The sequence below is a fragment of the Streptomyces sp. SCSIO ZS0520 genome (genome assembly GCF_025643355.1).
In the GTDB taxonomy this organism is placed as follows: Bacteria; Actinomycetota; Actinomycetes; order Streptomycetales; family Streptomycetaceae; genus Streptomyces; species Streptomyces physcomitrii.
On the sequence record NZ_CP092644.1, the window covers coordinates 4,720,713 to 4,740,133 of the forward strand.

Below are 19,421 nucleotides of genomic sequence, written 5' to 3' on the forward strand. Positions count from 1 at the left end.
GACCGGCCCGCGAGAGGCCGGTCCGGCCGGGCAGTGCCTCACCGGGCGCTCACCGGGCGATTCACCGGGCGGCGGCCGCCGGGATCACCAGGCGAAGGCCTCCGGGGAGGGCCCCGGACCCGGGAAGATCCCCTCCAGGCCTTCGAGGACCTCCGCCGAGAGCTCCAACTCGACCGCGCGCAGGGCGGAGGCGAGCTGGTCCGCGGTGCGCGGGCCGACGATGGGGCCGGTGACCCCCGGGCGGGTGAGCAGCCAGGCGAGCGCCGCCTCGCCCGGTTCCAGGCCGTGCTTGGCGAGCAGGTCCTCGTAGGCCTGCACCTGCTCGCGTACCGCCGTGTTGGCGAGCGCGTCGGCGCTGCGGCCGGAGGCGCGGCGGCCGCCCTCGGACTCCTTGCGGATCACCCCGCCGAGCAGCCCGCCGTGCAGCGGGGACCAGGGGATGACGCCGAGCCCGTACTCCTCGGCGGCGGGGATGACCTCCATCTCGGCGCGGCGCTCGGCGAGGTTGTAGAGGCACTGCTCGCTGACCAGGCCGAGGCGCCCGGCGCGGGCGGCGGCCTCGTTGGCCTGGGCGATCTTGTAGCCGGGGAAGTTGGAGGATCCGGCGTAGAGGATCTTGCCCTGCTGGATCAGGACCTCGACGGCCTGCCAGATCTCCTCGAAGGGCGTCTTCCGGTCCACGTGGTGGAACTGGTAGACGTCGATGTAGTCGGTCTGGAGCCGCTTGAGGCTGGCGTCCACCGCCCGGCGGATGTTCACCGCGGAGAGCTTGTCGTGGTTGGGCCAGACCTCGCCGCCGGCGCCCATGTTCCCGTAGACCTTGGTGGCGAGCACCGTCTTGTCGCGCCGTCCGCCGCCCTGGGCGAACCAGGTCCCGAGGATCTCCTCGGTACGGCCCTTGTTCTCGCCCCAGCCGTACACATTGGCGGTGTCGAAGTAGTTGACCCCCGCGGCGTGCGCCGCGTCCATGATCGTGTGACTGGTCGCCTCGTCCGTCTGCGGCCCGAAGTTCATCGTGCCGAGAACGAGGCGGCTGACCTTGAGTCCCGTGCGTCCAAGCTGCGTGTACTTCATGGAAACCCAGCCAACGCGCTGGAGTGCGCTCTAGGCAAGGGCGGCAGGGCGGGCGAGTGGGGCGGGGGCGGCCCGGGGTCAGTCGCGCGGGAACTCGATGTCCTGGTGCCGCCGGCGCCCCGCCGCCGTCTTCACCGCGCCCTTCGCGAGCACGGTGACGTCGCTGGCGAAGCCGTTGAGCAGCCCGGGTAGTCGACGCGCACATCGGACTTGAGGCGTGCCCGAGAGTCCGGAGTCAGCTCGTCGTCGCTGTCGGCCATGCTGATCCTGCCGCTGTCCACGACGGTCATCGTGGCGCTCCTCCCCGCCGGGTCAGGCCCACTCCGCCGCGTACTCCTCCCCGATCCCCCACCCCTGGTGCAGTGACTCGGCGAAGGCGGCGGCGAGTTTGTGTTCGCCGGACGCGCTGGGGTGGGTGCCGTCGTAGGTGTCGAGGTGGAGGTCGTAGTCGGCCGGTGGGGAGGCGAGGAGGAGGGGGGACGGCGGGGCCGCGAGGTCGGCGACGGCCTTGGCGAGGAGGACGTTGAAGTGGGCGACCTCGGCGGCGAAGGGGGCGTCGTGCCCGGCGCGGATGTTGGGGATGACCGGCATCAGGACGCAGCGCAGGCGGCGGTTGGCGGCGCGGGCCCCGGCCAGGAAGCGGTGCACGTTCTCGGCGGTCTGCTCGGCGTTGGTGTAGAAGCCGAGGTCGATCAGGCCGAGGGAGACGAGCAGGATGTCGGCGCGGGCGGCGGCGACGTGCTCCTCGATGACGGGGGCCATGTGCAGCCAGCCCTCGCCCCAGCCCGCGAGGTGGCGGCGGTGCCGGGCGGGGAAGTCCGGGTCGGCGTAGTCGGCGGAGACGGCCTCGCCCGCGGCCTTGTCGTAGAGGGTCTCGCGGGGGCCGACGATCTGGAAGGGGCCGCCGAGGCTCGCGCACAAGTGCTGCCACATGCGGTAGCGCCAGGTGTACTCGCCCGCGCTGCCGATCGTCATCGAGTCACCGACGAACATGAACCTGAGCATCGGCTCATCATCCCGGAACCACGGCCCGCCGGGGACCGTCCTCCCGCCGACTGTGAGCAGGCCCACCACGGGGCGCCGCGGCCCCGCGGGCCCGGGGCCGCCTGTGACGATGGCCACGCGCCGGGCCGCGGGGCGGTGCCCGGCGTCCGGGATGGCAGGCTGTGCGGCATGCGTGTGCGTTCGCTGCCGCTGGCAGCCGGTGCCCTTGCGGCCCTTGTCCCGGTCTCGTTCGCCGTCACCCCCGCCCGTGCGGACGGCGGCGCGGCGAGCTTCACCCTTGCCGACCCGCGGATCACCGAGTCCAGCGGTCTGGCCGCCAGCCGGGCCCACCCGGGCGTCTACTGGACGCACAACGACAGCGACGACGGCCCCTACCTGTACGCGGTGGACTCGCGCACCGGCAAGACCGTCGCCACCGTCACCATGAAGGGCGTCGGCAGCCCGCGCGACGTCGAGGCGATCTCGATGGGCCCCGGCAACACCCTGTGGGTGGGCGACATCGGCGACAACCGCGGCGGCACCTGGCCGTACGTCTGGATCTACCGGCTGCCCGAGCCGAAGGAGCTGCGCGACCAGACGGTGCGGGCCACCCAGTACACGGTGAAGTACGCGGACGGGCCGCGGGACGCCGAGGCGCTGATGGTGCATCCGAAGACCGGCCGGGTCTACATCGCCGACAAGAAGGAGGAGGGCGGCTCGCTCTGGGCGGCGCCGAAGACGCTCTCCACCGGCGGCACCAATGTCTTCCGGCGGGTCGCGGACACGGGCATGTGGGTCACCGACGGCGCCTTCTCGCCGGACGGCAGGTGGCTCGCCCTGCGCAGCTACTTCGGCGGCGCGAGCTTCGCCTGGAACGAGGGCAGGCCCAAGCGGCAGGGCAGGCTGAGCGTGCCGATGCAGCCGCAGGGCGAGTCCCTCACGTACGCCGCCGACGGCTCGGCGCTGATGTACGGCAGCGAGGGGGACGGGAGCCAGGTCACCGCGCGGCAGCTGCGGGCCCGGGACGGCGGCAAGGGCTCCTCCCAGGACGGCAGTGCCACCGGCGGGGACGCGGGGAGCGGCGCGGGCTTCGAGGGCGACTGGAAGAAGGGGGCGCTGGTGATGGTGGTCGCCCTCGCCGCCGTGTTCGGACTCAAGCGGCTCTTCAGCCGCCGCTGAGCGCGCCGGAGCCGCCGACCCGTACGCGCCCGCACCGGTTGACGTCCCGGGCCGCGTCTTGGCCCGGCGTCCCCGCCCCCACCGCGCATGCCGACCCACCGCACATGCCGAGCGCCCCGTACGGCCATAAAATCCCCGTATGCCAGGTATGTCAGGTGGGCCGGGTGTGCCCGGGGAGGGTGGGCCGCCGGATCCCCCGACCGCGCCGGAGCTGCTCGTCGAGTCCGGCGGCGAGGCGCGGGTGATGGACCCGGGGCGCACCTACCGGGTGGGCCGCGACCCCCGCAGCGACCTGGTGCTCGACGACTCCCGGGTGTCCTGGCACCACGCGGTGCTGCGTCCCGCCCGGGGCCGCTGGCTGGTCGAGGACGCGCGGAGCACCAACGGCACGTACACCGAGGGGCGTCGGGTGCGGCGCACCCCGGTCGGGCCGGGCAGCGTGATCCGCTTCGGCAGCCCCGCCGACGGGCCCTGCGCGGTGCTCCGGGGCCTGCCGCCGCCGCAGGGCGCCGGGGAACCCACCGCCGTGGCCCGCCCGGGCGGCACCCGCACCTTCCGGCGGCCGAGCACGGTGCGCCCGCTGCCCACCGCGCGCCGCACCCGGATCGGCCGCGCCCCGGACAACGACCTGCGCGTCGACGACCTCGCCGTCTCCCGGCACCACGCCGAACTGCGCGCGGGCCCCGGCGGCTGGGAGATCGCCGACCTCGGCAGCCACAACGGCACCTATCTGGGCGGGCGGCGGCTCACCGGCAGCGCCCCGGTGCTGCCCGGTGACCTCGTCGGCATCGGGCACTCCGCCTTCGTCCTGGTCGGCGAGGAACTCCAGGAGTACGTGGACACCGGCGAGGTCTCGCTGGACGTCCAGGATCTCTCCGTATACGTCGACAAGGGGCGCCGCACGCTGCTCGACGCGGTGTCCTTCCCGGTCGGGGAGCGCACCCTGCTCGCCGTGGTGGGGCCGAGCGGCGCGGGCAAGTCGACCCTGCTCAACGCGCTGACCGGGCTGCGCCCCGCCGACCGGGGCACCGTCCTCTACGACGGCCGCGACCTCTACCGCGACTACGCCGAACTGCGCCAGCGCATCGGCCTGGTCCCGCAGGACGACATCCTGCACACCCAGCTCACCGTCGGCCGCGCGCTCGGCTACGCGGCCCGGCTGCGCTTCCCCGAGGACACCGCCAAGGCCGAGCGCCGGGCCCGGGTGGACGAGGTGGTCCGCCAACTCGGCCTCCAGGAGCGGGTGGACCAGCACATCCACGCGCTCTCCGGCGGCCAGCGCAAGCGGGTCAGCGTCGCCCTGGAGCTGCTCACCAAGCCCTCGCTGCTCTTCCTCGACGAGCCGACCTCGGGCCTGGACCCGGGTATGGACCGCTCGGTGATGGGGACCCTGCGCACCCTCGCCGACGACGGCCGCACCGTCGTCGTGGTCACCCACAGCGTGCTCAGCCTGGACCTCTGCGACCGCCTGCTCGTACTCGCCCCCGGCGGTCGGCTCGCCTACTACGGCCCGCCCGGCGAGGCGCTGGACTACTTCGGGCACGCCGACTGGCCGGAGGCCTTCGAGGCCTTCGAGCGGGACCGCGACCGCGACTGGGCGGGGCTCTTCCGCGCCTCCCCGCTTCACCGCCGCTATGTACGCGGGGAGTCGCGGCAGCCGCGGCGCCCCGCCCAGCCGCCGCCCGGCCCGGTCGCCCCGCCCACCGCGCAGAGCTGGGGCGGGCAGCTGCGCACCCTGGTCCGGCGCTATGCCGCCGCGCTGAGTTCGGACCGGACCTTCCTGGTGATCATGGTCGTGCTGCCCTTTGTGACCGGGGCGATGGCGCACGCCCTCGCGGGCAGCAGCCTGAACCGGGACTCGGCGCTGAACGCCCTGCTGATCCTGTGCGTGGGCGCGGTCCTGACCGGCGCCGCCAACGCGGTGCGCGAACTGGTCAAGGAACGGGTGATCTACCAGCGGGAGAGAGCCGTCGGCCTGTCCCGATCCGCGTATCTGATGTCCAAGGTCCTGGTGCTCGGGGCGGTCAGCGTGGTGCAGGCCGTGGTCCTCACCATGGTGGCGCTCTTCGGCGTGGACCTGAACGCCCCGGACGGCAGCGGGGTGCTGCTGCCGCCGCTCCTCGAGATCACCCTCGCGGTGGCGCTGCTCGCCTTCACCTCGATGATGCTCGGGCTGCTGGTCTCGGCGCTGGTGCGCAAGGAGGAGGTCACCATGCCGCTCCTGGTGCTGCTCGCCCTGGTGCAGGTGGTCTTCTGCGGGGCGCTGCTCGTCCTCGACGGGGTGCCGGGCCTGGAGCAGGTGGCCTGGCTGGCGCCGTCCCGGTGGGCGCTCGGGGCCATGGCGGGCACCGTCGACCTGGGCGCGCTCGTCCCCGGCGACATCACGGCCGACCCGCTGATGCGCCACTCGGCCCCGGTCTGGCTGCTCGACATGGGCATGATGCTCGTCCTCAGCCTCCTCCTCGGCCGCCTGGTCGCCCACCTGCTGCGGCGCCATGAGCCGGAGGTCATGCGGGAGTAGCCGCCGGGGCGGAGGGGGGAGCTCGGGCCGGCGCGCGCGCCTCAGCCGTCCGCCCCCGTACGACCCCCCGTCCCGTCGCTCAGCCCTCGCTCAGCCGTCCGCCCCCGGCGCCCCGCTCACCGGCGGTCCCTCGCCGCCGTGCGCCTCGTCGGGGCCGGTCAGCCGCAGCTCGTACTGAAGGGTCCGGTCCCGCTTGACCAGGCGGTGCACCAGCGGCACCAGGACCCCGTGCACCACCGGGTGCTTGCGCACGAGGAGCCGCTTCGCGTGCCTGTCCTCCTCGCCGCCCGGGTCGAGCAGCCGCACCCGGGCGCCCACCGCGGCCCCGGTCGGCGCCCCGCGGAAGGTGCACGGCGCGATCTCCACCCGCGCCTCGCGCCGCATCCGGCGGACCTTCCAGGCCCTGCCGTACGTACGGAAGTACGCGTGGTCGCCGTCGACCGCGAGGTTGACGGGGGTGCCGATGCCCGTGCCGTCCTTCTTGTAGGTGGTGAGCAGCACGGTGTACTGGCGCACAAAACGGGCCAGTTCCGGGATCGCGGGTTTCTTCATGCCCCTATGAGGCCACCCGGGGCGCCCCAGCGGAAGCCGTACGCACCGACCGGCCGGGCCGCAACGCGCCGACGGGGTGCCCGGAGGATCCCGGGCACCCCGTCGTACCGGCCGTCACCTCCGCCGCTCGGCGGGGGCGCGGCACCGGCTCAGAGCTGGGCGATGACGTGGTCGATGCAGCGGGTCAGCGCCTCCACGTCGGCGGGCTCGACGGCCGGGAACATCGCGATCCGCAGCTGGTTGCGGCCCAGCTTGCGGTACGGCTCGGTGTCCACGATGCCGTTGGCGCGCAGCACCTTGGCGACCGCGGCGGCATCGACGTCCTCGCTGAAGTCGATGGTGCCGATGACCTGCGAGCGCTTCGCCGGGTCGGTGACGAAGGGGGTGGCGTGCTTGCTGTCCTCGGCCCAGCCGTACAGCGTCCGGGAGCTGGTGGCGGTGCGGCGGACCGCCCAGTCCAGGCCGCCCTGGCCGTTGATCCAGTCCAGCTGCTCGGCGAGCAGGAAGAGGGTGGCGAGCGCCGGGGTGTTGTACGTCTGGTCCTTGCGGGAGTTGTCGATCGCCGTGGGCAGGCTGAAGAACTCCGGCACATGCCGCCCGGAGGCGTGCACCCGCTCGGCGCGCTCCAGCGCGGCCGGGGAGAAGGCGGCGATCCACAGCCCGCCGTCGGCGGCGAAGGACTTCTGCGGCGCGAAGTAGTAGACGTCCGACTCGGCGATGTCCACCGGCAGTCCGCCCGCGCCGGAGGTCGCGTCGACCAGCACGAGCGCGCCCTCGTCGGCGCCCGCGACCCGCTGGACGGGGGCGGCCACGCCGGTGGAGGTCTCGTTGTGGGTGAGGGCGTAGACGTCGGTGCCCGCCTCGGCCCGGGGCTCCGGGTGCGAGCCCGGGTCGGCGGCGATCACGGTGGGCTCGGCCAGCCAGGGCGCGAGCTTCGCCGCCTTCGCGAACTTGGAGGAGAACTCGCCGAAGGTGAGGTGCTGCGACTTGTTCTCGATGAGCCCGTGGGTCGCGATGTCCCAGAAGGCGGTGGAGCCGCCGTTGCCGAGGACGACCTCGTACCCCTCGGGCAGCGAGAAGAGCGCGCGTACGCCCTCGCGGACCCGGCCGACCAGTTTCTTCACCGGGGGCTGGCGGTGCGAGGTGCCGAGCAGGGAGGTGCCGGTCGCGGCGAGCGCGTCCACGGCCTCCGTCCGCACCTTGGAGGGACCCGCGCCGAATCGACCGTCCGCGGGCTTGATGTCAGAGGGAATCCGGATCTCAGCCACGGGCCGAGCCTAGACGCTCCGGCGGCCCTGTCCAGCGCGCTGTCCGCCCGATGAGACGGCGGCCGGGCGGCGCCCGGACACTCCCGGGGGTCCGGCCGCGGATGTGCCGGACGGGACGCGGGTGGCCCAGGGGGCGGGAGAAGGTTTGGCGAGCGGGCATCCTGAAGGCATGACCGATCGCGAGGTAGAGGCACTCGGCGGACAGGCCCCGGCGGGCGGAGCGAACGACGCGGAGGCGAAGAGCGCGCGGCAGCCGGCCGGCCGGGACGTGCTCGGCGCCCGGCTGCGCGCCTCGGTCCGCGGCGAGGTCGCCCTCGACGCCACCGCACGCGCCCTGCACACCATGGACGCCTCCAACTACCGGCGGGTGCCGCTCGCCGTCGTCGCCCCCGTGGACGCCGAGGACGTCGCCGCCGTCCTCGCGGTCTGCCGCGAGGAACAGGTGCCCGTCGTCCCGCGCGGCGGCGGCACCTCGATCGCCGGGCAGGCCACCGGCACCGGTGTGGTCCTCGACTTCACCCGGCACATGAACCGGATCCTCGACGTGGACCCCGAGGCGCGCACCGCCCTCGTCCAGCCCGGGGTGGTCCTGGACCGCCTCCAGGAGGCCGCCGCCCCGCACGGGCTTCGCTTCGGCCCGGACCCCTCCACCCACTCCCGCTGCACCCTCGGCGGCATGATCGGCAACAACTCCTGCGGCTCCCACTCGGTGGCCTGGGGCACCACCGCGGACAGCGTGCGCCGCCTCGACGTGCTCGGCTCCGACGGCCGCAGCAGGCGCCTCGCCCAGGGCTGGACAGACGCCCCGGCCGGGCTGCGCGAGCTGGTCGAGGGCGAACTCGCCCTGCTGCGCACCGGCTTCCCCGAGCTGCCGCGCCGCATCTCCGGCTACGCCCTGGACGCCATGCTGCCGGAGAACGGCACCGACCTCGCCCGCGCCTTCTGCGGCAGTGAGGGCACCCTCGGCGTCCTCACCGAGGCCGAGGTCGCCCTGGTCCGGCCGCCCGCCGCCCGGGTGCTCGCCGTCCTCGGCTACCCCGACGAGTCCGACGCCGCCGAGGCGGCGCCCGCGCTGCTGCCGTACCGGCCGATGACCGTCGAGGGCATGGCCGCCGACCTGGTGCCGCCGGGCGCCACCGGGCTGCCGCGCGGCGGGGCCTGGCTCTTCGTGGAGGTCGGCGGCGAGAGCCCGGCCGAGGCCCGCGCCCACGCCGAACGGCTGGTGCGCGCCGCCGGTACCGCGCACTCCCTGGTGGTCTCCGACCCGGCCGGGCAGCGCGCCCTGTGGCGGATCCGGGAGGACGCCAGCGGCACCGCCACCCGGCTGCCGGAGAGCGCGGGCGGCGGGGAGGCCTGGCCCGGCTGGGAGGACTGCGCGGTGCCGCCCGCCCGGCTCGCCGCCTATCTGCGCGACTTCCGCGCCCTGCTCGCCGAGCACGGGCTGCGCGGCACCCCGTACGGGCACTTCGGCGACGGCTGCATCCACGTCCGGATCGACTTCGATCTGATGAGCCATCAGGGAGTGCGCAGCTTCCGGCTGTTCTCCGAGGAACTCGCCAAGGTCGTGGTGGCGCACGGCGGTTCGCTCTCCGGCGAGCACGGCGACGGCCAGGCCCGCGCCGAACTCCTCCCCACCATGTACGGCCCGCACCTGGTACGCCTCTTCGAGCGCACCAAGTCCCTCTGGGATCCGGCCGATCTGCTCAACCCGGGGATGCTGGTGCGCCCCGCGCCCCTCGACAGCAACCTCCGCTTCGACGTGCTGCCGCGCCGCCCGGTCGACGTCGCCTTCGGCTATCCGCACGACAACGGCGACTTCTCGGCCGCCGTCCGCCGCTGCGTCGGCGTCGCCAAGTGCCGTACGGAAACGGCCGATTCGGGGGTCATGTGCCCCTCCTTCCGGGCCACCGGCGAGGAGGAGCACTCCACCCGCGGCCGGGCCCGGCTGCTGCACGAGATGCTCGCGGGCGAGGTCATCACCGACGGCTGGCGCTCCACCGAGGTACGCGACGCCCTCGACCTCTGCCTGTCCTGCAAGGGCTGCCGCTCCGACTGCCCGGTCGGCGTCGACATGGCCACCTACAAGGCCGAGTTCCTGCACCACCACTACGAGGGCCGCCTCCGCCCCGCCGCGCACTACGCCCTCGGCAGGCTGCCGCGCTGGCTGCGCCTGGTCCACGGGCTGCGCCTGACCCGCCCGGTCAACGCCCTGGCCGCGGTGGGCCCGCTCGCCGCCCTCGCCAAACGCCTCGGCGGCATCTCCGCCGAACGCGCCCTGCCGGTACTGCCCGCCGAGACCTTCAGCCGCTGGTGGCGGCGCGGGCTGCGGCGGGCCTCGGGCCGGCGCCGGGGCGGGGCGGTGCGGCGGCTCCCGGCCGGGCGGACGGTGATCCTGTGGCCCGACACCTTCACCGACCACCTCTCGCCCCAGGTCGGCCGCGCGGCCGTGGAGGTGCTGCGGGACGCGGGCCTCGAATGCCTGGTCCCGGAGAAGGTCTGCTGCGGACTCACCTATGTCTCCACCGGCCAACTCGACGGCGCCCGCGCCGTGTTGCGCCGCACCCTGGACCGGATGGAGCCCTATCTGGAGACCGGCGCCCCCGTCGTCGTCCTCGAACCGAGCTGCGCCGCCGCCCTGCGCACCGACCTCGTCGAACTCCTCGGCGAGGACCCCCGCGCCCGCACCCTCGCCGACTCCGTCCTCACCTTCGCCCAGGCCCTGGAGCAGTACGCCCCCGGCTGGCGCCCGCCCCGGCTCGACCGCCCGGTGGCCGGGCAGACCCACTGCCACCAGCACGCCGTCCTCGGTGACGCCGCCGAACGCCGCCTGCGCGAACGCGCCGGTCTCACCGGCGAGTTGAGCGGCGGCTGCTGCGGCCTCGCCGGAAACTTCGGCTTCGAACGCGGCCACGAGGACGTCTCCCGCGCCTGCGCCGAGGAACAACTCCTGCCCTCCGTACGCCAGTCACCCCCCGACACCGTCCTCCTCGCCGACGGCTTCTCCTGCCGCACCCAACTCGACCAGCTGGGCGGGGTGGAGGGCAGGCATCTCGCGGAAGTGCTGGCGGAGGGGCTGGGGGGATCGTCGGGTTCGTGAGGGGGGTGTCATGTGTAACCAGGCGCGGGGGAGTTGAGCCGGGTGGGCGGCTCACCGGTGCGGTTTATGCGATGACGCGAATATGGGCGCTTTCGCATGGACGGCTCAGGCGCCCCGCTCGTACCGTCATGGCGTCCGGCCCGCAGGGGGCCGCCGAGGGGGTTCGCAGCATGTCTCGTGAGGAACTGACCCGGCTCACCGGCAATGGGAACGGCACGTGCGGCAAGGACGACTGCCCGAATGTCTACCGGACCGCGGCGGGATCATTCCTGGTTCAGGGTGACGTGTCCCATGTCTTCAAGGTGCCCGAGGGGGAAGGGCTTGTGGAGATTCCGGAGGAGACGTTGAGGGAGGCCGTTCGTGCTCTTGGCTGGTGAGGAGTGGGCTGCTCGCTTTGCGGGATTCCAGCGGGAAGCCTGGCGCCTGGAGACCCTGCCGCAGTACCTCATGCCCCAGGAGGCGGAGGAATTCGCGTCATTCAGGGACGGTGCTCGCATCGATCCGGCAGCCGTGTCGAATGAGTACACGGACCGGCTGCGCAGGCAAGCCGTAGCGGGGCGGATTCAGGGCAGGGTCCATGTGCTGACCCGCCCCCTCTCGGACTATCTGCGGTTCGAGTTCCATCACTACTACAGGCCTCACGCCCTGGCCGGCGAGCAGATCCGTATTCTCGATGTCACGAACCGCCCCAACCCCCTCGAGGGGGCACAGGACTTCTGGATGTTCGACCGTTCCGAAGTGGTCCTCATGAACTACCACGCCGATGGCCGGCAGATCAGCCGGGAAGTGTGGGCCGGTGATGTCGCACCGTTCCTCGAATACCAGAGGATCGCGGTGAGCGAGTCGGTTTCCTTCGAGGAGTACGTGAAGGGCTTTGACCTTTGACCCTGAGGCCCTGGTTGAGGGCCGGGGAGGCAGAAGACTCTCGCCGCAGGTGCCGGGTACGGGGCCTCATTTTGAATGTTCGATCGCGCTTACGTGACGCGCTGGGCCGGCCCTCTTGCGGAGCGCATGTCCTCGTACGCTTCTCGCAATTCACGCGCATTCGAGATGCCCCTGTCTTCAGTCTTTCGCACGATTTCGAGGGCCCGCCAATGATTTGAGGGGACAACTCGTCCTGAAAGAATGGCATTCTGTGCCGCGCTACAGGCTTCATCCAAGCGATCTGAAGCGATAAGGGAGAGAGCCAGGTCGATATTTGCCGATGCCACACGACGTGGCCACCTTGAGACATCGCCAGACGGAGCCAGGCGCGAGATCACTTCCCGTGCGTAACCTTCGGCTGCTGGGTCGCCCACCCATGCAAGTGTAGTAGCAGTATATGAGACTGATTTTGCCGGATCGTACTGGTAGTGATGTTGGGGATGCTCTGGGAAACGCATGGGGCATACGAGATCATGTACTCGCCCTATTGCGTCATACGTTTCTTTCGGTGCCCCAAGTCTGGCGTATGCTCGCCCCTCCTGCGCTGTCGCCTGGATCTCGACAGAGCTTCCCTTGGGTGCAAGCGCTTGGGCCGCCTTGCTCAGTTCCGCAGCCCTCAGGTAGCCGCCATTCGTGAGCACGCGCCAGGCATCAGTTTCAAGGCACCAAGCCTGGATTTCTGAGTGCCCGGCATGCTGGGCAAGTGTCATTGCTGTTCGCAGTCTGGCTGCGGCTGCATCCTCTTGATCAAGGTCGATATGCAGCGTCGCGCCCAGGAGGGAGAACCATCCCCCAAGTACGAGCAATCGTCGGTGTTCGGCGAGCGTCTTCTTTGCATCCAGTAGTTGCCTGACGTATCCCGAGTATCTCCGCACTCGCTCTATCAGATCTTCCGGTGGAGAGGACGAGTATTTCGTGGCGAGATCATGAAATACTCCCTCTAGGCGAGAGAGCGTCTCATTCCCGACATCGCTGGCCACAACTCTGCGCGCGAGTTCGAAAGCTTCAATTTCGTCATCACACTCCGAGCGGACCGACTTGCTGAGCGTAGCGGGAACGGCATGCGGTGGCGTGAGTTCTGCCGGGATCGCGATCATGGATTCTAGTTGTGCTGCGGAGACTCGCAGCTCTCGGCAAAGTCCGGGTCGGTGGAGCGGCTGCGGTTCCGTCTCTCCGGTTTCCCAACGGCCCACCGTGGAGCGATCAACCCCTACGGCGTCTGCCAGCGACTCCTGACTAAAGCCCAATGCCCTGCGCCGCTTTACGAAGCTCTCACGCCTGGTCGCCACTCCGCCTCCCGCTCTTTGAATCGCCGTTCTACCAGCTCAGAGGGCCCGACGCGTCCAGTATGCGGCAGGAATGCAGCAGAGATGAGGCATGAGTGCGCTGGCTCCACTCCGGACGTCGCCCTGTACTGAGGTCAAGCAGACACAGTCAGTGATCGGACGGACACCATGGCGTCGATCGACGCGAGGTATACAGCGCGGCCCTACCCCGTTCGGCCTTCTTCGTGACGGTCAGCAGCCGACCGGTTGCAGGAGCACCACCAGCACCACGCACAGACGAACCGACAACGCAGGAGGTATCCAGCATGAGCACCACAACGGCCGTCCCGTTCGGAGTCCGGCACCTGCTGTCCCCGCCCCCGGCGACGGACGAAGCGCCCGTCATCACCTACAGCGAGGGGCTCCAGCTCAACGTCTCGGCCGAGGGCAACCCGTGGCACGCGATCACGGCCGAGATGCCCGAGACGCAGACCGAGACCAGCAACGGGGACGGCTCGGCCCCCGGTTCCGACTCCGGAACCGATCTGTACTGACATGCACTCCATCCTCATTCTGACCGGCCGGGACGATCTCACGGCCGATGCAGTGGTCGAGGAGCTGGTGAATCGCGGTGAGCAGGTCGTCAGGTTCGATACTGCCGACTTCCCGACCGCTTCCCGTCTGGCCGTCTCTCTCACCGGGGACGGCTGGACGGGATGTCTCGCCGGCTCCCGTACGGTCCGTCTGGAATCCGTCAAGTCGGTGTGGTGGCGGCGCCCCAACGAGTTCCGCACTCCGGACGACTGGCCTGGATGTGCTCGCGCCCTCGCGGTCTCGGAAGCACGCTCCGGGCTGCTCGGCGTGCTCGGCTCCCTGCCCGTGCGGTGGGTCAACCACCCGAGCAAGGACGCCGCCGCGAATTACAAGCCCGTTCAACTCGCCATTGCCGCCCGCTGCGGGCTGAACGTGCCCCGCTCCGTGATCACGTCGGACCCCGCGCACGCCCGTACGTTCATGGGGGACGACGCGGTGGTCTACAAAGGACTCGGCGGGGGCGTGCTCGGTCCCGAGGGGAAGCGGCACTTCCTTCCCGTGGCGCTCGTCTCCGCGGACCAGGTGGACGACGGAGTGAGCGGCACCGCCCACCTGTTCCAAGAGCGCGTGGACAAGGCGTACGAAGTGCGCTTGACCGTGATCGGGGAGCGCATGTTTCCCGTCGCCATCCACACCGACAGCGAAGCCGCGCGGCTCGACTGGCGGACGGACTACCAGTCCCACCGGTACGAAGTGGTGGACATGCCCCCGGAGGTGGAAAGGGGGGTACGTCAACTCATGGACCAGCTCGGCTTGTTCTTCGGCGCGCTGGACTTTGCCGTCATGCCGGACGGACGGTGGGTGTTCTTCGAGGTGAACCCCAACGGTCAATGGCACTGGCTCGCTGTCCGGGCCGGTGTGCCGCTGGTGGAAGCTATGGCCGATGCTCTGCAAGGAGACACAGCATGACCGAAGCGTCCGCATGGGCCGAAGCCGCCGAAGCGCTTGCCGACACGGTGACCGCCGACGCTCCCGCATGGCATGACGCCGTGAGCAACACCCCCCGGCACCGGCTCGTCCCGCGCTGGTGGCAGCGCATCCCGGACAGCCCGGCGCAGGAATGGGCGTTGGTGGACCTCCCCGAGGACACCCCGGAACGGCTGCACGCGGCGTACTCGGACGAGACGCTTGTCACCCGCGTCGGCCCCACGCACGCCGACCACGCCACCCCCGGCGAACACGGCAAGGGCGACCCCACGTCGTCCAGCACGCTGCCGGGGCTCATCGTGTCGATGGCGCACCGGCTCGATGTGAAGCCCGGCCACAAGGTGCTGGACGTGGGTACGGGCTCCGGGTACTCCGCTGGTCTGTTCGCGCGTCGCTTCGGGGACGACAGTGTGACGAGCGTGGACGTGGACCCGTACCTGGTCGAGGCGGCGCGGATCCGTCTCGCCGAGTTCGGGCGCACTCCGCGGATGGAGGCCGTCGACGCCACGGGCGATCTGCCCGATACGGAGTACGACCGCATCATGGCGACCGTTTCCGTTCGGCCCGTCCCCGCGTCATGGCTCCGCGCGCTGCGTCCCGGCGGACGCCTGGTCACGACGATTGCCCACACCGCGCTCCTGATCACGGCGGACATGGGAACGGACGGCATCGCGCGGGGCACGGTCCAGCCGGACCCGGCCACGTTCATGGAGACCCGGCAGGAAGCGGACTACCCGGCGAAGCTGAACGACGTGTTCGTGCGGGCTCGTGTACGGGAGGGCGAGGACGTACGTCCCCCCGTGGGGGCCATTCCCGACTTGTGGCAGGAATGGCCGCTTCGGTGGCTGTACGAGCTGGACACGCCCGGTGTCGAGACCCGCGCGGCTGCCTACCCGGACGACGGACGGCGCGTGGTGTGGCTGCTCGGCCCGGACGGCTCATGGGCGCGCGCCGAGGACGGAGCGTCCCCGATGGTGCATCAAGGTGGCCCTCGCCGCCTCTGGGATGACCTGGAACGCGTCCGCCGCAAGTGGGAGGAGAAAAACAGGTTCTCTCTCCACACGATGCGCGCGGAACTGTCGCCGGAAGGCAGTCACCTGCTGTCCCCGGACGAGGCATGGCGCTTCACGATCTGACCGCGCCGTGATGAGGCTCGGCCCGGCGGACGGGACGACCGTCCGACGTACGGCAGCCCCGCCCGAGTCGGCCTACCCACCCCGTCACCCCCGCTCCCTCACCCCGCCCGCTCCGCCGCGCTCCGTTCCACGCAGAACTCGTTGCCCTCCGGGTCGGCGAGGGTGGCCCAGCCGGTGCCGTCGGGTCTGCGGTGGTCGGCGACCAGGGTGGCGCCGAGGCCGAGCAGGTGGGCGACCTCCTCGTCGCGGGTGCGGTCCTGGGGCTGGAGGTCGAAGTGGACGCGGTTCTTCACGGTCTTGGCGTCCGGCGAGGTGACGAAGAGCAGCGAGGCCCCCGGCGCGGTGACCGAGGCCTCCGGATCCCCCGGGAAGTCGTCCTCCGCGAGGGTGCCGCCGAGGGCGGCGACCCAGAACTGGGCCAGGCGGTAGGCGTCGGAGCAGTCGACGGTGACATGGCGTATGAGAGAGGTCATGGGGCGCACTATCTGAGGGCGGGGGAGGGGTGTCCAGCGGATTTCGGGGTCCGCCCCGTCACTCCGGGCCCCCAAGATCGTCCACTGTCATGAACTATTAAGTTCAGCATGATGGACTGGTCATGTGTAACCTTTCCCCTTGCTCCTGTACGCCATCACCGCCACCGCCACCCCTGTCATTGCCTGGAAAGGTTTCCGCCCGTGAACGCCTCCGCCGACCGGCAGCCGTCCCCCGCCAGCCCGGCCGAGGCCCCGGTGCTCGCGGAGGCGACCGTGGGGCAGCCGGAGTCGGCCGCGGCGGTGTCCCCGGGGCAGGCGGCGGGTCGGGTGGCGCTCGCGCCGGTCGGGCTGGTGCTGGCCGGGGGGATCTCGGTGCAGTTCGGTGGGGCGCTCGCGGTGACGCTGATGCCGCGGGCGGGGGCGCTCGGTGTGGTCTCGCTGCGGCTGGGCTTCGCGGCGCTGGTGCTGATGGTGGTCTGCCGTCCGGCGCTGCGCGGGCACTCCCGGGCGGACTGGGGCACCGTGCTCGTCTTCGGCGCGGTGATGGCCGCGATGAACGCGCTCTTCTACCAGTCCCTCGCGCGGATGCCGATCGGCCCGGCGGTCACCCTGGAGGTGCTCGGCCCGCTCACCCTCTCCGTCCTCAGCTCGCGGCGGCTGCTCAATCTGCTGTGGGCGCTGCTCGCCCTCGCCGGGGTCTTCCTCCTCGGCGGCGGAGGCTTCGACCGCCTCGACCCGGCCGGGGCCGCCTTCGCGCTGGGCGCCGGTGCCATGTGGGCGGCGTACATCGTCTTCAGCGCCCGTACCGGCCGCCGCTTCCCGCAGGCCGACGGGCTCGCGCTGGCCATGGTGGTCGCCGCGCTGCTCATGCTCCCGGTCGGGCTCGCGGACGCGGGCTCCCGGCTCGCGGTGCCGGCGACGCTGGGGCTCGCGGCGGCCGTGGCGGTGCTCTCCTCCGTACTCCCCTACACCCTCGAACTGCTCGCCCTGCGTACCCTCCCGGCCGCCTCCTTCGCGATCCTGATGAGCCTCGAACCGGCGATCGCCGCCCTCGCGGGACTCCTCGTCCTCGGCCAGGCGCTCAGCCTCTCCGAGACGCTCGCCATCGGCCTCGTCATCGCGGCGAGCATGGGCGCGGTACGCAGCCATACGAAGACGGCGTCGGGCGGCGGACGCCGGGACGGGGAAGGCGGCGGGGAAGCCGGAGAAGACGGGGAAGACGGGGAAGGGCGTCGGTGGCGGCGCGGACGGGCGAAGGCCACGTAGGAGCGGGGGCCACCTAGGCGCGGGTGAGCGGGGCCGCGTAGGAGTGGAGTGACCCCGAACTCGGGGCGGGGGCGCGTGACTTGAGTGGCGTGCCAGGAGATGTAACAGTGCTTATATAAGTGCTGTTACGGTGGAGGGCATGACCGACACCCCCGCGCCCGACGACCCGACGCAGCAGAGCCTCTGGCGGCCCCTGCGTCTGCTGCAGGCGGCCATGGACGCCGACATCGTCCGGATCTACGCCGAGCGGCAGATCGAGGGGCTCAAGCCCAGCTTCGTCATGGAACTGCTCCGGCTGCACGCCCAGGGGCCGATGACCATCGCGGAGCTGGCCGAGTCGGTTCAGCGCACGCATTCGGCGCTCAGCCAGAAGGTCGCCGCGATGCGGGCGGCCGGCTGGGTCGAGACCGTCGTGGGTGAGGACGCGCGTACCCGGAAGGTGGCGCTCACCGGCAAGGCCCGCCGTGTCGTGGACCGTCTGGCGGCGGAGTGGCGGGCCACCGAGGCGGCGGTCGCCGATCTGGAGGCCGAGCTTCCCTACCCGCTCTCCCGGGTCGTCACGGACATCGAGCGGGCGCTGGAGCGCAAGAGCTTCCACGACCGGATCGCCGAGAGGCTGGCGGACGACCCCGCATGGGAGTGACCCGTAGGGGAGTGACCCGTATCAGGGTGAGGCGGGCGCTGATCGATGTGGCGCCGTTGCGGTCCTCGCCTCCGTTCCGGCGGTTGTGGATCGGGCAGACGCTGTCCGGGTTCGGCGGGCAGATGACGCTCGTCGCCGTCATGTTCCAGATCTGGCAGATGACGGGGAGCACCCTGTGGACGGGGGCCGTCGGGCTGGCCCAGGCGGTTCCGCTCCTCGCGCTCGGACTGTTCGCCGGATCGCTCGTGGACCGGGTGGACCGCCGGAAGTTCTATCTGCTCATGACCGGCGGGCAGGCCGGGTGCGCGCTCCTCCTCGCCGCGCAGGGCTTCCTCGGGCACCTTCCCGCCGCCGGGGTGCTCGGGCTCGTCGCCCTCCAGTCCTGCTTCGTCGCGGGCGGCGGTCCGGCCTCGCGCGCCTTCCTGCCGCAGCTGCTGCCGGGGGAGCAGCTGGCCGCGGGGCTGGCGCTGAGGCGCATCGCCTTCCAGGGCGCCCTGCTGCTCGGTCCCGCGCTCGGCGGCTTGACCGCGGGCGGGCTCGGAGTCGGCGCCTGCTATCTGATCGACGCCCTGACGTTCCTCGCCGCGTTCTGCGGTGCCTTCGGCCTGCCGCGGATGAGCCCCGGGGACGAGCCCGCGCGGCCCGGTCTGCGCGGGGTGCTCGACGGCCTCGCCTTCCTCGGCCGCACCCCCGTCGTCCGCGGGGCCCTGCTCACCGATCTGGCCACCACCGTGCTGTCGATGCCCCTCAGCCTGTTTCCCCTGATCAACGCCGAACGCTTCGGCGGCGACCCGCGCACCCTCGGCCTGTTCCTCACCGCCATCGCTCTCGGCGGCCTCGCGGCCTCGCTCCTCTCGGGGACCTTCACCCGCTTCCCCCGCCCCGGCCTGCTGATGCTCGGCGGTTCCGCGGCCTGGGGCGCGGCGCTGACGCTGTTCGGCATGGCGCCCCAGCGGTGGGCGGGCCTGGCCCTGCTCGTCCTGGCCGGTGCCGCGGACACCGTCTCCGTCGTCTGCCGGAGCACCGTCGTGCAGGCGCACACGCCCCCGGAGCTGCTCGGCCGCGTCGGTGCGGCGGAGCAGATCGTCGGGCAGGCCGGGCCCGACCTCGGCAATATGCGCGGCGGCCTGGTCGCGGACGCCACCTCGGGAGCGGCGGCCCTGGTCGGCGGCGGCCTGCTCTGCCTCGCCGCCGTGGCCCTGGTGGGCGCCACCACGGGGGACCTGCGCCGTTCCGCGGCGCCCTCCGCCGCCCGTACCGCCCGTACCGCCTCGGTCGGTCCCTGAGCCCGGTCCTTGAGTCCTGCCTTCCGGTCCCTGGGTCCTGCCCCTGAGTCCGGTCCCTGAGGGTCATCCCTCATTCCTCATCCCTCGGCCCGGTCCGGGGCGGCGGGTCCTGGCCGTCCGGCGTCCGCCGCCCCGGACGCTCGCCCCTGTTCCGGCGGCCCGTAAAAACAATACAAGCACGCTTGCTTGTTTCTTGCTCCGATGCCATGCTCGCCCTACGCGCCGTGTCGAG

At 71.8% G+C, this 19,421-nt stretch carries 17 protein-coding genes and 1 pseudogene; 11 read left to right on the forward strand and 7 right to left on the reverse strand.

Translation table 11 applies throughout. The features are described 5' to 3' along the window. Positions 1–84: 84 nt before the first annotated feature. From MID12_RS18670 to MID12_RS18680, 3 genes and pseudogenes are all read right to left on the reverse strand, one after another. Positions 85–1,074 (reverse strand): aldo/keto reductase, encoded by a 990-nt coding sequence (locus tag MID12_RS18670; RefSeq protein WP_040252270.1) that lies wholly within the window; start codon positions 1,072–1,074, stop codon positions 85–87. A gap of 90 nt (positions 1,075–1,164) precedes the next feature. Further along, positions 1,165–1,364: pseudogene (locus MID12_RS32495) on the reverse strand (hypothetical protein); the annotation flags it as partial. A 22-nt stretch (positions 1,365–1,386) separates the two neighbouring features. After that, on the reverse strand, positions 1,387–2,079 hold the full coding sequence (locus tag MID12_RS18680) for a GDSL-type esterase/lipase family protein (protein WP_040252272.1): 693 nt from the start codon (positions 2,077–2,079) through the stop codon (positions 1,387–1,389). A gap of 168 nt (positions 2,080–2,247) precedes the next feature. Here MID12_RS18680 and MID12_RS18685 point away from each other — a divergent pair, with 168 nt between their 5' ends. Both MID12_RS18685 and MID12_RS18690 read left to right on the forward strand, forming a co-directional pair. Continuing rightward, positions 2,248–3,237 carry a YncE family protein gene (locus MID12_RS18685; protein WP_263168948.1) on the forward strand — a complete coding sequence of 330 codons (990 nt, stop codon included), beginning with the start codon at positions 2,248–2,250 and terminating at the stop codon, positions 3,235–3,237. Positions 3,238–3,376: 139 nt separating this feature from the next. After that, positions 3,377–5,758: an FHA domain-containing protein gene (locus tag MID12_RS18690; RefSeq protein WP_411576975.1), complete on the forward strand. Its 2,382-nt coding sequence runs from the start codon at positions 3,377–3,379 to the stop codon at positions 5,756–5,758. A gap of 90 nt (positions 5,759–5,848) precedes the next feature. Here the strand turns inward: MID12_RS18690 and MID12_RS18695 are convergent, their stop codons facing one another. Continuing rightward, a complete protein-coding gene (locus tag MID12_RS18695; RefSeq protein ID WP_052482449.1) occupies positions 5,849–6,310 on the reverse strand; it encodes a PPOX class F420-dependent oxidoreductase in 462 nt (153 codons plus the stop codon). Positions 6,311–6,459: 149 nt separating this feature from the next. Further along, positions 6,460–7,578, reverse strand: a complete 1,119-nt coding sequence (gene serC / locus MID12_RS18700) for a phosphoserine transaminase (RefSeq protein WP_263168952.1) — start codon at positions 7,576–7,578, stop codon at positions 6,460–6,462. Positions 7,579–7,747: 169 nt separating this feature from the next. Between serC and MID12_RS18705 the strand changes: the two genes are divergently transcribed. The 3 genes from MID12_RS18705 to MID12_RS18715 all read left to right on the forward strand — a co-directional run bounded on the left by MID12_RS18705 (position 7,748) and on the right by MID12_RS18715 (position 11,560). Then, positions 7,748–10,675: an FAD-binding and (Fe-S)-binding domain-containing protein gene (locus MID12_RS18705; protein WP_263168954.1), complete on the forward strand. Its 2,928-nt coding sequence runs from the start codon at positions 7,748–7,750 to the stop codon at positions 10,673–10,675. A 170-nt stretch (positions 10,676–10,845) separates the two neighbouring features. Next, the gene (locus MID12_RS18710) at positions 10,846–11,052 is read left to right on the forward strand and encodes a hypothetical protein (RefSeq protein WP_040257682.1); all 207 of its coding nucleotides are present in this window, start codon (positions 10,846–10,848) and stop codon (positions 11,050–11,052) included. Continuing rightward, on the forward strand, positions 11,036–11,560 hold the full coding sequence (locus MID12_RS18715) for a DUF6879 family protein (protein ID WP_263168958.1): 525 nt from the start codon (positions 11,036–11,038) through the stop codon (positions 11,558–11,560). The genes MID12_RS18710 and MID12_RS18715 overlap by 17 nt, the downstream gene beginning before the upstream one ends. Before the next feature lie 89 nt (positions 11,561–11,649). Here the strand turns inward: MID12_RS18715 and MID12_RS18720 are convergent, their stop codons facing one another. Continuing rightward, entirely contained in the window at positions 11,650–12,888 is a 1,239-nt protein-coding gene (locus tag MID12_RS18720) for a helix-turn-helix domain-containing protein (RefSeq protein ID WP_263168960.1), read from the reverse strand. Between the two features lie 302 nt (positions 12,889–13,190). Here MID12_RS18720 and tgmA point away from each other — a divergent pair, with 302 nt between their 5' ends. The 3 genes from tgmA to MID12_RS18735 are packed head-to-tail and all read left to right on the forward strand — an operon-like array spanning position 13,191 to position 15,521. Continuing rightward, positions 13,191–13,418 carry a putative ATP-grasp-modified RiPP gene (gene tgmA / locus MID12_RS18725; RefSeq protein ID WP_263168962.1) on the forward strand — a complete coding sequence of 76 codons (228 nt, stop codon included), beginning with the start codon at positions 13,191–13,193 and terminating at the stop codon, positions 13,416–13,418. Position 13,419: 1 nt separating this feature from the next. Continuing rightward, on the forward strand, positions 13,420–14,367 hold the full coding sequence (gene tgmB / locus MID12_RS18730) for an ATP-grasp ribosomal peptide maturase (RefSeq protein WP_263168964.1): 948 nt from the start codon (positions 13,420–13,422) through the stop codon (positions 14,365–14,367). Then, on the forward strand, positions 14,364–15,521 hold the full coding sequence (locus MID12_RS18735; protein WP_263168966.1) for a methyltransferase domain-containing protein: 1,158 nt from the start codon (positions 14,364–14,366) through the stop codon (positions 15,519–15,521). The genes tgmB and MID12_RS18735 overlap by 4 nt, the downstream gene beginning before the upstream one ends. 98 nt (positions 15,522–15,619) lie before the next feature. Here the strand turns inward: MID12_RS18735 and MID12_RS18740 are convergent, their stop codons facing one another. Beyond that, positions 15,620–15,994: a VOC family protein gene (locus tag MID12_RS18740; protein ID WP_263168967.1), complete on the reverse strand. Its 375-nt coding sequence runs from the start codon at positions 15,992–15,994 to the stop codon at positions 15,620–15,622. 273 nt (positions 15,995–16,267) lie between these two features. Between MID12_RS18740 and MID12_RS18745 the strand changes: the two genes are divergently transcribed. The 3 genes from MID12_RS18745 (at position 16,268) to MID12_RS18755 (ending at position 19,189) form a co-directional block, all read left to right on the forward strand. Next, the gene (locus MID12_RS18745; protein ID WP_263173254.1) at positions 16,268–17,260 is read left to right on the forward strand and encodes an EamA family transporter; all 993 of its coding nucleotides are present in this window, start codon (positions 16,268–16,270) and stop codon (positions 17,258–17,260) included. A gap of 139 nt (positions 17,261–17,399) precedes the next feature. After that, a complete protein-coding gene (locus MID12_RS18750; protein WP_263168971.1) occupies positions 17,400–17,903 on the forward strand; it encodes a MarR family winged helix-turn-helix transcriptional regulator in 504 nt (167 codons plus the stop codon). Between the two features lie 20 nt (positions 17,904–17,923). Further along, positions 17,924–19,189: an MFS transporter gene (locus MID12_RS18755; protein WP_263173257.1), complete on the forward strand. Its 1,266-nt coding sequence runs from the start codon at positions 17,924–17,926 to the stop codon at positions 19,187–19,189. Positions 19,190–19,421 lie beyond the last annotated feature (232 nt).